Source organism: Bradyrhizobium sp. HKCCYLRH3099 (assembly GCF_051167855.1).
Lineage (GTDB): Bacteria > Pseudomonadota > Alphaproteobacteria > Rhizobiales > Xanthobacteraceae > Bradyrhizobium.
In genome coordinates this window covers 19,216-32,332 of the sequence record NZ_JBNPTW010000020.1, presented here as the reverse complement: position 1 = coordinate 32,332, position 13,117 = coordinate 19,216, and the positions used below count along the sequence as shown (strand labels likewise).

12 protein-coding genes are annotated in these 13,117 nt (G+C 64.8%); 11 read left to right on the top strand and 1 reads right to left on the bottom strand.

Translation table 11 applies throughout. The features are described from left to right. Positions 1-7: 7 nt before the first annotated feature. From ACQR1Y_RS28960 to ACQR1Y_RS28945, 4 genes are all read left to right on the top strand, one after another. Positions 8-622 (top strand): hypothetical protein, encoded by a 615-nt coding sequence (locus ACQR1Y_RS28960; protein WP_434879068.1) that lies wholly within the window; start codon positions 8-10, stop codon positions 620-622. Further along, the gene (locus ACQR1Y_RS28955; RefSeq protein WP_434879067.1) at positions 609-1,646 is read left to right on the top strand and encodes a phosphotransferase; all 1,038 of its coding nucleotides are present in this window, start codon (positions 609-611) and stop codon (positions 1,644-1,646) included. Before ACQR1Y_RS28960 ends, ACQR1Y_RS28955 begins: the two co-directional genes overlap by 14 nt. Positions 1,647-1,673: 27 nt before the next feature. Then, complete coding sequence (locus tag ACQR1Y_RS28950; RefSeq protein ID WP_012045559.1) at positions 1,674-2,336, top strand: class I SAM-dependent methyltransferase; 663 nt, start codon at positions 1,674-1,676, stop codon at positions 2,334-2,336. 102 nt (positions 2,337-2,438) lie between these two features. Beyond that, positions 2,439-3,755, top strand: a complete 1,317-nt coding sequence (locus tag ACQR1Y_RS28945) for a class I SAM-dependent methyltransferase (RefSeq protein ID WP_434879066.1) — start codon at positions 2,439-2,441, stop codon at positions 3,753-3,755. Between the two features lie 51 nt (positions 3,756-3,806). Here ACQR1Y_RS28945 and ACQR1Y_RS28940 read toward each other — a convergent pair whose 3' ends face one another. Further along, a complete protein-coding gene (locus tag ACQR1Y_RS28940; protein WP_434859491.1) occupies positions 3,807-4,775 on the bottom strand; it encodes a hypothetical protein in 969 nt (322 codons plus the stop codon). A 555-nt stretch (positions 4,776-5,330) separates the two neighbouring features. Here ACQR1Y_RS28940 and ACQR1Y_RS28935 point away from each other — a divergent pair. The 7 genes from ACQR1Y_RS28935 to ACQR1Y_RS28905 all read left to right on the top strand — a co-directional run bounded on the left by ACQR1Y_RS28935 (position 5,331) and on the right by ACQR1Y_RS28905 (position 12,950). Then, positions 5,331-5,867, top strand: coding sequence for a WbuC family cupin fold metalloprotein (locus tag ACQR1Y_RS28935; protein ID WP_434859490.1), 537 nt, complete (start codon positions 5,331-5,333; stop codon positions 5,865-5,867). Further along, a complete protein-coding gene (locus tag ACQR1Y_RS28930) occupies positions 5,864-6,604 on the top strand; it encodes an SDR family NAD(P)-dependent oxidoreductase (protein WP_434879065.1) in 741 nt (246 codons plus the stop codon). The genes ACQR1Y_RS28935 and ACQR1Y_RS28930 overlap by 4 nt, the downstream gene beginning before the upstream one ends. Positions 6,605-6,672: 68 nt before the next feature. Then, positions 6,673-7,938, top strand: coding sequence for a methyltransferase domain-containing protein (locus tag ACQR1Y_RS28925; RefSeq protein ID WP_434879064.1), 1,266 nt, complete (start codon positions 6,673-6,675; stop codon positions 7,936-7,938). 168 nt (positions 7,939-8,106) lie between these two features. Beyond that, complete coding sequence (locus ACQR1Y_RS28920) at positions 8,107-8,949, top strand: ABC transporter permease (RefSeq protein ID WP_434879063.1); 843 nt, start codon at positions 8,107-8,109, stop codon at positions 8,947-8,949. 22 nt (positions 8,950-8,971) lie between these two features. Further along, complete coding sequence (locus ACQR1Y_RS28915) at positions 8,972-9,721, top strand: ABC transporter ATP-binding protein (protein WP_434859486.1); 750 nt, start codon at positions 8,972-8,974, stop codon at positions 9,719-9,721. Between the two features lie 41 nt (positions 9,722-9,762). Continuing rightward, positions 9,763-10,830: a glycosyltransferase family 2 protein gene (locus tag ACQR1Y_RS28910; RefSeq protein WP_434879062.1), complete on the top strand. Its 1,068-nt coding sequence runs from the start codon at positions 9,763-9,765 to the stop codon at positions 10,828-10,830. After that, positions 10,827-12,950, top strand: coding sequence for a TIGR04372 family glycosyltransferase (locus ACQR1Y_RS28905; protein ID WP_434879061.1), 2,124 nt, complete (start codon positions 10,827-10,829; stop codon positions 12,948-12,950). Before ACQR1Y_RS28910 ends, ACQR1Y_RS28905 begins: the two co-directional genes overlap by 4 nt. Positions 12,951-13,117: the final 167 nt, after the last annotated feature.

Sequence of the window (13,117 nt, the reverse complement as noted above, 5' to 3'; positions counted from 1 at the left end):
TCAGGCCATGCGGATCGGGATCGACTTCGACAACACGATCGCCTGCTATGACGGCGTGTTTCATGCGGCCGCGCTTGAGCGTGGCCTGATCCCGGCCGATCTCGGCCGCGACAAGAACAGCGTCCGCGACCATCTCAACGGCTCGGGGCGCAAGGACGATTTCACCGAGCTGCAGGGCTACGTCTACGGCGCCCGCATGGACCTGGTGTCGCCCTACCCGGGCTTCGCCGAGTTCGTCGCCGCCGCCCGTGGCGCCGGTCATGACCTGTTCATCGTCAGCCATAAGACCAAGCACCCCATTCTCGGGCCGAAGCACGACATGCACGCCGCCGCGCGCGGCTTCCTGACCGATCGCGGGCTGATGGGCTCGGCCCCCGGCCAGATCGCGCCGGACCGGGTGTTCTTCGAGCTGACCAAGGACGAGAAGGTCGCGCGTGCGCATGCGCTCGCCTGCGAGCTGTTCGTCGATGACCTGCCGGAGATCCTGGCCATGGCCGGATTCCCCGAGGGCATGCGTAAGGTGCTGTTCGACCCTGAGAACCAGTTCGCCGCCAAGGCCGTGCCTTACGAGCGCCGGGCGTCGTGGTCCGAGATCGCGGCGGATATCCGTGACCGCGGCTGAGGCCAGCGCCCATGCCGCTCTGCTGGCGCTGGCACAGCGCCTCGCCGCGCAGGCCGGCAAGGCCAGCCCGACGGCGCTGACCCGGCTCGCCGGCGGCCGCAACAATCAGGTCTTCCGTCTCGATACTGAAGATGGCCCGTTCGTCCTCAAGCGCTACTTCACCGATGCCCGCGACACCCGCGACCGTCTCGGCGCCGAATGGAGCTTCATCAGCCATGCCTGGTCGAACGGCGTCCGCGTCGTGCCGGAGCCGCTGGCCTGCGACCGGGCCGAGCAGGCCGGCCTCTACAGCTTCGTCGACGGACGCAAGCTGACCGCGGTCGAGCTGGCGCCGGCGCATGTCGATGCCGCGATCGACTTCGTGCTCGCGGTGAATGCCCCGCCCCGCCCCGCGCTGGCACCGGGATCGGAAGCCTGCTTCTCGCTCGCCGAGCATCTCGCCACTGTCGAGCGCCGCGTGGCGCGGCTGGCGACGCTCGATGCCGACGTGCCGCATGTCGCCGAGGCGAGGGCCTTCGTGGCGGAGCGACTGCAGCCGGAATGGGCCGAGGTAAAGGCTAGCATCTTGCGCGGCGCCGCGGCCGAAGGGCTCGGGCTGGAGGCCGCCATCCCCGACGACCAGGTCTGCCTGTCGCCGTCCGATTTCGGCTTCCATAACGCGCTGATCGACGATCAGGGCAAGCTCACCTTTCTTGACTTCGAATATGCCGGCCGCGACGATCCGGCCAAGCTGGTCTCCGACTTCTTCTGCCAGCCGGAGGTGCCGGTGCCGCTCGCGGTGCACGAGCACTTCATCGACCGGCTGACCGAGGGCCTCGCGCTCGACGCCGCCAGCGTGGCGCGCTGCCGTCTGCTGATCGACGCCTACCAGGTCAAATGGACCTGCATCATCCTGAACGACTTCCTGCCGCTCGGCGCCACGAGGCGCGCCTTCGCCGACACCGGCGCCTGGGCGCAGCGCTGCGCCGCGCAGCTCGCCAAGGCCGAAGCGCAGCTCGGCCTGATCGGCGCCACTTCCGACTAACCGATAATCCCACGCCTGGAGATCTTCATGGCCTATCGCGAGTTCGTCAGTCTCGTCCACAAATCGACCAAGCGCGACTATCTCGCGCGCGTCACCCAGCGCGACAAGGCCGATGTCGCGGAAATGGCGATCAAGTTCGACTACGACTACTGGGACGGCAGCCGCGAGACCGGCTATGGCGGCTACAAATATGACGGCCGCTGGCGCAAGGTCGCCGACGCGATGATCGAGACCTACGGCATCAAGCCGGGCATGCGCGTGCTCGACGTCGGCTCCGGCAAGGGTTTCATTCTCCACGATTTCCGCGAGGCGATTCCGGACCTCGAGGTGGCCGGCATCGACATCTCCTCCTACGGCGTCGAGCACACGATGGAGAGCGTGAAGCCGTTCTGCCAGGTCGGCTCGGCGGCAAAGCTGCCCTACCCGGACAAGTATTTCGACCTCGTCATCTCGATCAACACGCTGCACAACCTCTACAACTACGATCTCGACGCCGCCTTGCGCGAGATGGAGCGCGTCAGCCGCGGGGCGAAATATCTCTGCGTCGAGGGCTATCGCAACGAGCGCGAGAAGGTGAACCTGATGTATTGGCAGCTCACCTGCCGCATCTTCCACACACCCGAGGAATGGGCCTTCGAGTTCAAGCGTTCCGGCTACACCGGCGACCACGAATTCATCTTCTTCGAATGAGTTTGAGACGAGCGCGGCGACTGCGACGTCATGACGATGGGATGTTTCGTCGGCGGCCTCGGGCCGCCCTCCCATCGGTCTCCCGCCGGATGATGGGGAGCGATGTCGCATGAGGTCGCGAGCGGCCTCGCCGCTCGCTGCTGGTCATTCGGGGTCAGGTTTGAGTACCAATCCAGGTTCATCACGGGACAACCGATCGCGATGAGTAACGCCCGCTCCGATCAGAACCACGAGACGTGTTGCCGGGTTTGCGGTCACCCGATCGGGTCGTCGCCGCTGTCGCTCGGCCATTTGCCGGTCTGCAACAATTTCAGCGACGATGGCGTGGTCGACCGCAGGGTCGATCTCGACATCGTCGAATGCGAGTTCTGCCAACTGGTGCAGTTGCGCAGCACGGCTTCCGCCGATCTGCTGATGCCGCGCGTGGCGTGGATTCGCTATCGCGAACCGGAAGGCCATCTCGACGCGCTGGCGGCCAGCCTGCTCTCGCTGCGCCCCGAAGCCCAACGGGCGATCGGGACCGGTCCTTTCGAACTGCCGCTGCTGTCCCGGCTCGGCGCGCGCGGGCTGGAGACCAGCACTCTGCCGATCGGCGTCGATGCCCCCGCCGGCCGCTATCCGTACCTCGAAAGCTGGCAGACCATCCTCAACGACGAACGGCTGTCGGCTGCCTCGGCACAGCACGGGACCTTCGACATCGTCTCGTGCCGCTACATCGTCGAGCACAGTCCGACGCCCGTGGCGGCCTTACAGGCTCTCAAGCATCTGCTCAGCCCCGAGGGCCTGCTGCTGGTCGAGGTGCCCGATAGCAGCAAGTTTCTGGCTGCGCGCGACTATTGTTTTCTTTGGGAAGAGCACAGCTGCTATTTCGTCGAGGAGACCTTGCGCCTGCTGGCGCAAGCGAGCGGATACCAAGTGCTGGCGCTGCTGCGCTATCCGGGTGCGCTCGAAGATGCGCTGGTCGCGGTGCTCGCGCCGTGTCAGGATACACCTCCCCTCAAGAAGCGGGGCGAATCGGAGCTGTTCCGAAGCTATCGTCAGGGCTTCCTGGATCAGCGCGAGCCATTGCAGTCGCTGCTGCGCGTCGCCGCCGGCCCCAACAACGACGGTCTGGCCCTGTTCGGCATCGGGCATCACGCCATCATGTTTGCAAACGCCTTCGGGGTCGCCGACATGATCGCGCTGGCGGTCGACGACGATCCCGACAAGGCGGGCTTCTTTCCGCCTGGGTTCAGCGTCCCCGTGGTGGGTTCAGAGCGCCTGCTCGCGGATCAACGGATCGGCACATGCCTGTTTGCGGTCGCGCCCCACATCGAAGGACGGGTGCGCGACAAGCTTGCGCCGCTCGCCGAGCGCGGAGTCGTTTTCCGTTCGGTCTACGCTTCGCTGAACAATGCCATCACTGGCGGTCTCGGGTGACGGCTGCAGGCCTTGCCTTGCAGGAGCTTGCGGCGCCGCAAGCTCCCGCCATCAGGCTGACATCTCCCATCTCCCGCTCCGGACCCGACGCACCAGGTCTGCCGCGTCACGGAGCGGCTTCGTGATGTGCCAGGACCGTGATCGCTTGAGCGCAATCAATTCGCGCTCCGCGGCCAGCAGTTCAGATAGTCTCTGTTTGGGTACGTTGCCGGCGGGCATCGCGCCGCCGCCGTTCTGATAGCGCTCCAACATCGTCGAATTCACCTGCGAATGCGCTGTCGCGATTTCGAGCGATGCCCGGAATGGAGCGTGCTTGGTCTTCCGCAGAATGACGTGAATGTTCAACTGCGGCACGCGGTTGTCCTGTCCCAAGGGGGCAGTGTTGCTCAACAGCGAATCTCCCCCCATGGATTCGATTCCGATGACGTCGATCCTGCTTTCGCCGGCCGGCGTCACCGCCATGTGCTCGACCATGTAGCCGTTCGCCTGAGCCATCTCGCGGAAGAACAGCGGTGTATAGCAATAATAGCCGTGATCGAGATATCCGCTCGCCGGCAATTGGTGATACGCGATGCCGCCGACCTTCAACGCATCGTGCACGAACTCGAAGCAATTCCACTGGTTGAAGATGTGCTCGGTCGTCCCGAAATTGAAGACGACGTCGTAGTGATCGATCATGTCACCGGGCACTGTATCGAAATTGAGGTCCAGGATCCTCGTCTTCAGGCCGGGGCACACGTCGACGGAATTGTACTCGATGTTAGTCAGGTCCGTGATTTCGGAGAACAGCGTCGTTCGCTCTTCGGGACGCGGGGTCGAAAAATACACGAGGCGCTGGATCTCTTTGTCGAGCTGCGGGCCAGGCATGGTCGACCCGCCCTGGCGTTCGATGAACTCCCGGATCTGCTCCTCCTTCACGAGCAGCACGTTCTGAGGTCCGATATCGAGCACCTTGTTTAGCTGCGGCGTCAAAAATCCCTTGCGCTGCAAATAAATCGGGCCGTTCAAATTCATACCCACCGACAGAGTCTCCCTGCACTAGACCGACGCGGCACCCAAAAGCGCGGTGTCGCAGCCCCATTTGGATCGAGAAGATCATCAAGTCAGAAACGAGCCGTCGAGGCACAACGCGCAACAATCAATCAAGCCGAGGCTATCAATCGTGGTTGCACCCGGAAACCATCGCTACCACATCGTGCACGACGGCGTCCGAGGATAGCGGGTTGCATTTCGTTGACCAGCGGAATTTCCAGCTGCAGTAGCTCGATCAGGAGCGGTGCGCGGATAAGTCGCTATCGACCGAGCTGGACGGGGCTGCCGCGCTTTTGCGCCTCGAACATCGCGCCCCGGCCAATGATCTAGCCTGCGGAAAAGCCCCGGTTTTGCATCCTGCCTGCGCCGCCCTATGCTAGACCCTCATCGTCCGATAGCCCGAAGAGCGGATCCCTCCCCGCCTGGTGCCACGTCCGACCATGTCAAGAGGCACGTGGCTGGAGAACTGGCACATGTGCGGTGTGAAGTGCGCTCCGTCTGCGCTAACCTGGACGGCAACTCCATTCTGAAGGACATGGCGCCATGAGCCTCGTTCAAAAATCTCCCGAGGTGTTCCTGGCGGAGGGTCCCATCGCCTCGGTCGGCGTGGCCGAGATCAGCACCCTCAAGGCCGCCGTCAAGGCCAGCCCGAAAAAGCGGGCCCGGATCAATACGCATCCCGACGGCGAGGACCAGTTGCACGAGATGATCATCGCGATCGACGCGAGCAGCTACATCCGGCCGCACAAGCATCCCGGAAAAAGCGAAGCTTTCCACATCATCGAGGGCGAGGTCGACATCGTCGTGTTCAACGATGACGGCGGCATCGAACGGGTGGTGGAGCTGGGGGCGCCGGGCGGCACGCGTCCGTTCTACTACCGGATGTCGAACGCCTTCTTCCATACGCTGATCATTCGCAGTGATCTCCTGATCGTGCATGAGATCACCAATGGACCGTTCCGCCCCGGCGCCAGCGTGTTCGCCGATTTCGCGCCGGAGGACAGCGACGCCGCCAAGGCTGCTGCCTACCAGGCCGATCTCGTCAAGCGCGTCGCGGCGCTTCAGGACGCCGCAGCATGACCGAGCATGCTGTTGTCGTCGGCGGCACCCGCGGCCTCGGCCGCGTGGTGGTCGAGCGATTTCTGGCCCGCGGATGCGCGGTCAGCGTGGTGTCGCGGCAACGCCCGGCCGATTTTCCCGATCAACCCGGACTGAAACATTTTTCCGCCGATCTCGAGCGGAGCGACAGCTTTTCCAGCCTCTGGCGCGACGTCGCCGACGCCAATGGTCCGGTCCGCTACCTCGTGCTGAGCCAGCGCTTCCGCGGCCAGGGCGACCCCTGGGCCGGCGAGATCCAGGTCGGCCTGACCGCCTCGCGTGACCTGATCGAGGGCTTTTCCGGCCATTTCGCCGAAGCCGGCGACCGTGCCATCGGCGTGGTCAGCTCAGTCTACGCCGAATTCGTGGGCTCGTCGCAGCCGGTCGGCTATCACGTCGTCAAGGGCGGCCTCAACGCGATGGTCCGCCACTATGCCGCCACGCTCGGCCGCCGCGGCATCCGCGTCAACGCGATCATGCCGCTGACCTATCTGAAGCGCGAATCGCGCGTCTTCTACGAGCAAAACGACAGGTTGATGGAGACCTACCGCAAGCTGGTCCCGCTCGGACGGCTCGGTACGGCCGAGGAATGCGCCGACGCGCTCGATTTCCTGTGCAGCGAGCGTTCCTCCTTCATCAACGGGCAGAGCCTGTTCCTGGATGGCGGAGTGTCCACAGTCTGGCAAGAAGAGGTCGCCAAGAGCTTCGCGGGCCTGTAAAACGCGCCGCAAATCTCTTCGGCCGACCACCCCGCCTCTGCGGGCCCGCAAACCAGGATCGCCAGTTCATGCAACACGTCAAGCACAAGACCGATTGCCGCCTGTGCGGCTCGACCTCGCTCGATCACGTGCTGCCGATCAGGGCCTCTGCGATCGGGGACGCCTTCGTCACGGCCGATCGGCTCAACGAAAAGCAGGACCTCTATCCGCTCGACTGCTATCTGTGCCTGTCCTGTGGCCATCTGCAGAATCTCGACGTCGTCGATCCCGACATCCTGTTCCGCGACTACACCTACCGCACCTCGGTGTCGCTCGGCCTCGTCGAGCATTTCAAGCGCTACGCCCAATCCGTCGTGTCGACGCTCGCGATCCCTGCGGGCAGCCTGGTCGCGGAGATGGGCAGCAATGACGGCTCGCTGCTCAAGGCGTTCAAGAACGAGGGCATGCGCGTGCAGGGCATAGATCCGGCGCGCGACATCGCGGCGACCGCGACTGGCGAAGGCATTCCGACGATCCCGGATTTCTTCACCAGCGCGCTGGCGGCCCGGATCAAGGCCGAACAGGGCGAAGCCAAGCTGTTCTGCGCCAACAACGTCTTCGCCCACATCGACAACATGTCGGATGTGGTGAAGGGCATCCGGCTGCTGCTCGCCGACGACGGCGCCTTCGTGTTCGAAGTCTCCTACATCGTCGACATGATCGACAACATGGTGTTCGACACCATCTATCACGAGCATGTCTCGCATCATGCGCTGATCCCGCTCGAGACCTTCCTGAATCGCCATGACATGACGCTGTTCCATGTCGAGCGGACCGGGACCAAGGGCGGCTCGATCCGGGCCTTCGCGCAGCCGAAATCGACCGGCAAGCGCCCGCGCTCGGCGGAGCTGTCGCAGCTGATCGCCGAGGAGGAGCGGCGCGGTGTGACCAAGCCGCAGATCTACCGCGACTGGTTCGTGGCCATCGAAAACTGCAAGCGCAAGGTGCTGGCCGCCGTCGATGCCGCGATCGCTGAGGGCAAGCTGGTCGCCGCCTATGGCGCCTCGACCACCACGACCACCCTGCTCTACCATTTCGAGCTGGAGAACCGGATCAAGTTCATCGTCGACGACAACCAGCTCAAGCACGGCCGCTTCAGCCCGGGCGCCCACATTCCGGTGCTGCCCTCCAGCGAACTCGCGACGCGCAAGCCGGACCTGGTGGTGATTCTCGCCTGGATCTATGCCGATCCGATCCTCAAACGGAACCAGGCGTATCTCGAGGCCGGCGGCCGCTTCCTGGTGCCGCTCCCCGAGCCTCGCATCGTCGCTGCGGCCGGCACGGCGACACTCTGAGCCCACGGGGCGGATCTCCACGCCCCACTGATGGCCCCGGGGCTGCCCGGTTGACAGCCCCCGCGTAACATGGTCCAGCAAGCGCTGACGATCCGTCGCTGCCGCGCCGGATCCCGAACGGTTTCGGCTGACAGGCCAGACACTTACGGCACATGCGAGGTAGCGGGAATGACCACCCTGACCGATGGACAGGTCGAGCGGTTCGTGGTTGCGGATAAGCGTCGCTTCTCCTGGGCGCGCTGCCGCGAGGACATCGCCCCGTTCATCACCCGTCACGTCACCTGGCGCGCCCTGGCCGCCGGCGATATCCGCTCAAAATACCGCCGCACCATGCTCGGACCATGGTGGATCACCGCCACCAATGCGATCACGGCCCTGATCATGGGAACGGTCGCCGGCCGGTTCCTCGGCGCGGACATGAAGACCTACCTGCCCCACTTCATGGTCAGCATGACGATCTGGAATTTCATCTCCTCGTCGCTCAGCGAGTCCTGCTACACGATGATCAATGCGGGAGGCATGATCAAAGCGGTCGACATGCCGATCCTGATCCACATCATGCGGATGGTTCAGCGCAATCTGATCATCTTCCTGCACAACATCGCCGTGATCCCGTTCATCTGGCTCGTCTATCCCTGGTCGATCGGTTTTGGCAGCGTGCTGGCGCTGGTCGGCCTCATGATCGTCTACGTCTTCGTCGTCAGCGCCTCGATGATCGTCTCGATGATCTGCGTGCGCTATCGCGACGTGCCCCCCGTCATGGCGGCCGTGCTGCAGCTTCTGTTCTTCATCTCGCCGATCATCTGGGAGCCGTCGCATATCCGTGGCGGCGAGTGGGCCGTCACGCTTAACCCGATCGCCTATCTTCTCTCCATCACGCGCGGCCCGCTGATGGGCGCCGTTCCCAACCTCGCCACCTGGGCCGGTGCCATCGGAGTTGTCGCCGTGCTGACCGCCGCCATGGTCTATATCTACACGCGCTACCGCTCGCGCGTCGTCTACTGGGCCTGATGAAGGCCATTCGAGATCCCTCATGCCTCTGATTGAAGCCAAGCAAATCGGCATCGAATTCCCGGTCGCGCCGCCGAACGCGCGGTCGTTTCGGCATCTGGCCATCAAGGCGGCCTCGCGCGTCGGCGGGCAGGTCTCCCGCAGCCAAGGCTCGTTCCAATTCGTCCAGGCGCTCGACGACATCAGCTTCACCTTGAAGCAGGGCGACCGGCTCGGCCTCGTCGGACACAATGGCGCCGGCAAGACCACGCTGATCCGCGTGCTCGCCGGAATCTACGAGCCGACACGCGGCTCGCTGCGCGTCGTCGGACGCAATGTGCCGATGTTCGACATCGGACTCGGCATGGACGAGGAAGCCTCGGGCTACGAGAATATCCGCACCCGCGGCCTCATCCTGGGCCTCTCCCCCGAGGAGATCGAGCAGCGCGTGCCGGAAATCGCCGAATTCGCCGAGCTCGGCGACTATCTCGAGCTGCCGATCCGGACCTATTCGTCGGGCATGCTGCTGCGCCTGGTGTTCTCGATCGCAGCCTCGATCCATGGCGACATCATCCTGATGGACGAGTGGATCGCGGTCGGCGACGCTCATTTCCGCAAAAAGACGCACGACCGGCTGCAAGAGATCACAGGGCGCTCGGGCATCGTGGTGCTGGCCTCGCACGATCTGGGCCTGCTGCGGGAGACCTGCAACCTCGGGCTCTATCTCGAGGGCGGGCGCGTGCGGGCGTTCGGCGCTCTCGATGACGTCGTGAAAGAGCTGCCTCCGGCTTGAGCGGGCGAACTCGAGACATGCGGCGGGATGTTCGCTGAGCCATGACCCCCACGACCAGCCGAGCCGCCGCGCCGACCGTCACACTGGTCGTCCCCAATTTCAATCATGCGCACTACCTGCCGGAGTCACTCGGCAGCATCGCCGCGCAGACCCACGCGCCTGACCGCGTCATCGTCATCGATGATTGTTCGACAGATGACAGCATCGCGGTCATCTCGCGCTTCGTGGCGGACCGGCCGAACTGGCGGCTCATCCGTCACGAGGTCAACCAGGGCGTGGTGCGCGGCCAGAACGAGGCGCTGGCCCTTGCGGAGACGGAGTGGGTCGGATTTCTCGGGGCCGATGACGCGCTGCATCCGACCTATCTCGAAAAGGCCATGAGCCAAGCCGCGGATCATCCCGAAGCCGGTCTGATCTTCGCGTGTTGCGAGATCATCGGGCCGACCGGGCCGTCCGCGAAGCGCATGCTGCGGCCGATGATGCTGCCGGCGTCCGCATCAACGATGCTGGCGCCCGCCGCCGTCCGCCGCATCCTGGGCTTCGGCGACAACTATTTCTCCGGGACCACCTCGCTGTACCGCAAGCAGGCCTTGCAGGCGCTCGGCGGTTTCGACGTCACGCTGGGCTCGTTCTCGGATGCGTTCCTCGCCCGCCGGCTGGCGCTCACCTATGGCTGTTCGTTCATCGCCGACGTCCTCGGCTATTGGCGCATCCACGGCCAGAACTACTCGACCGCGACAGCAACCGACCCGGCATTGCTCAACGCCAAGCTGGCCGAGATTTCCACGCTCATCCAGCAGAGCAGCCTGTTTCCTCCCGGCTATGACCAGGCATTCGCACGGCGGAACCGCTTCGGCGCGGCGCGGACGGTACTGGGCAACGCGATGGCGCCCGCGGCAAAGGCCGCACGCGTCGCCGCCCTGCTCGACGGAAACGTGCTCGACACCCGGCTGCTGCATGTGATGCTCAGCCTCGGGGCAGCCGGACGACTGGCTGCTCTCGCCTGGATCACCCTGAGGACCCGCCCGATGTCGCTCATGCGTCTGCTCGCCCAGCGCGGGGTTCGACGGCAGATCATCTCCGCGACCCCGGCGTACCGCGCGCCATGACGACGCGCGCCCCCTTCGGCTCTCTGCGCCATCGCCTCGGCAAGCGGATGGCCGGCAGCCGGCCGCCCGCGCCGGTCACGACGTCGGTCGCGCCGGCAGCGACCGGGAGCCTGCCGGTGCCGGGCAAATGGTCACCACGGGTCTGGCTGACTGGGACGGCCTTTCGCCTGTATGCGTTCCTGAGCGCGCGGCGCCGGCAATTGCTGCCGCTGACCACCCGCGCCGCCAATGTCCTCGATAACCACGTCATCCTGGCGCCCGCAGGCGCACGGCTGCTGCGGTCGATGGACCGCCGGCTGGCCGAAGGCTCACGGATGGACGATCTGCTCGCCCGCGTCGTCTCGACCACGCTGGCTGCCGCGGCGCAGGTGCACCTGGCCGCGAGCCGCAAGCCGAGCGCGCTGCGTGCGGTTCGCTTGCTGAACCTGATGTTCCGCAGCCAGATCCGTGCGCGAGCAGGCGTCGGCGCCCAGGCCTATTTCACCACCCTGGCCCTGTGCAGCGCTTATGATCGTATCGTGCGGGAGGTGCCGCAGCCCGAGACGATCGACAGCTTTGCGATCAACTTCGCGGCCGGCGTCGCTCACATGTACCGCGGCAATCTCACGCTCGCCGCTCACTTCCTTGAAGCCGCCGCATCCTCCGGGGACGGCAACGCGCTGCGTAAGCTCGGCGCTGTCCATGCTCTGGCCGGCGATCACGCCCAGGCGGCCGCCTGCTTCAAGGCCTCGGTCGAACGCGATCCGCGCTCGGTGATGGCGCATCAAAATTATGCCGGGGGCTACGACCCGTCGACCTACACGCCCGGCTCCTGGGAGCTGGAGAATGCCGGCGAACTCCTGATCTACGACAATCTGATTCAGCTCGGCGAGAACTTCTATCATCAGGGTCGTTACGACGACACGTTCCGCAGCTATCAGGCGGCGCTCGATCATCAGGACGCCCTGGCGCGCAGATGGTCTGTTCCCGACAAGCTGGTCCAGCGGATCGCCGCCGCGAGCAGGATCTTCGATCCAACACTCCCGGTCCGGCTGCTCGGCTACGAATGGGTGACGTTGATCGGCCATATCGGCTTCATCGACTGCCATCTGCGCATGGCCGCGATGGGCATCCTGCCCCGCGCCAACTACGTGCTGCTTGCCCCGCACAACAAGGTGGTCAACCAGCCCTTTCTCAGGCTGTTCGAGCAGCATGTCACGATCATCGAAGACCCGGGTCTCGTCGATGAGCTCCTGCCCTATCAGCGGCTGGTCGGGGATCAGTTCATTGCCGTCCGCGGCAAGGATGGCCTGGCCGAGCCCTGGGCGCACGCAGCCTCGCGGGCCCAGGTCGCCTGGGCTGAACAGCAGCGCGGGCCGCTGGTGACGGTTTCAGCAGAGCTGATGGAAAAGGGAGCCGGCAAGCTGCGCGCCGCCGGCGTCACCGCCGACTGGTTCGTCGCAATCCACATCCGCGAAGGCGGCTATCACGGCGACGGTCCCGGCACGACCCGCCAGCATCGCTCCGCCAATGTTGGCGACTATCTCGAAGCGATCACCGCCATCACGGCGCGCGGCGGCGCCGTCGTCCGGCTCGGCGACCGCAGCATGACGCCGCTGCGCGGCATGGCAGGCGTGTTCGACTATGCCCATAGCGACATCAAGTCGGCGGAGATGGACCTGTATCTCTGCGCCGCCGCACGCCTGTTCGTCGGCACCACGTCGGGCCTGACCACGGCCGTGCAGGCGCTTGGAACACCCATGCTGCTGGTGAACTGCATCTCCAATGACTGCCAGTTCTGGCACGAGCGCACCGACTTCACCGTCCGTCCGGTCTACGACCGGCGCAACCGGCGCTACCTGTCGCTGCGTGAAACCTATCGCCAGCCATTGCAGGCGCTGCTGATCGACACCGCCGTGCTGGCGCGCCACGGCCTGGAGGTTCACGCCAACACGGCGCAGGACGTGCTGGAAGCGGTTCGCTACAAGCTCGACTGCCTGGACGGCATTGGCCAGTCCATGCGCGAGGGCGGCCCCCTCCTCGATCGCTATCGGGCCACTCTTCGCGACAACCCGTACAATTTCGGTGCGGCATTGCCCGTGCCTGCTTTTCTCGATCGGGTTCCTGAACTCTTGGACTGAGCGCGCAAGGGAAGCCGCGTTCGATCAACGCCCACCTGTATCCCAGTAATTTCCCGATGTTCGGCACATTAACCTTCGGGCAAGACGATCGGCCTGATAGGTAAAGCCTGCAGGAGCGCGAATCGCCGCCAGCGGATGGACGTTGGCGATCAGTGCTCCGCCGATAC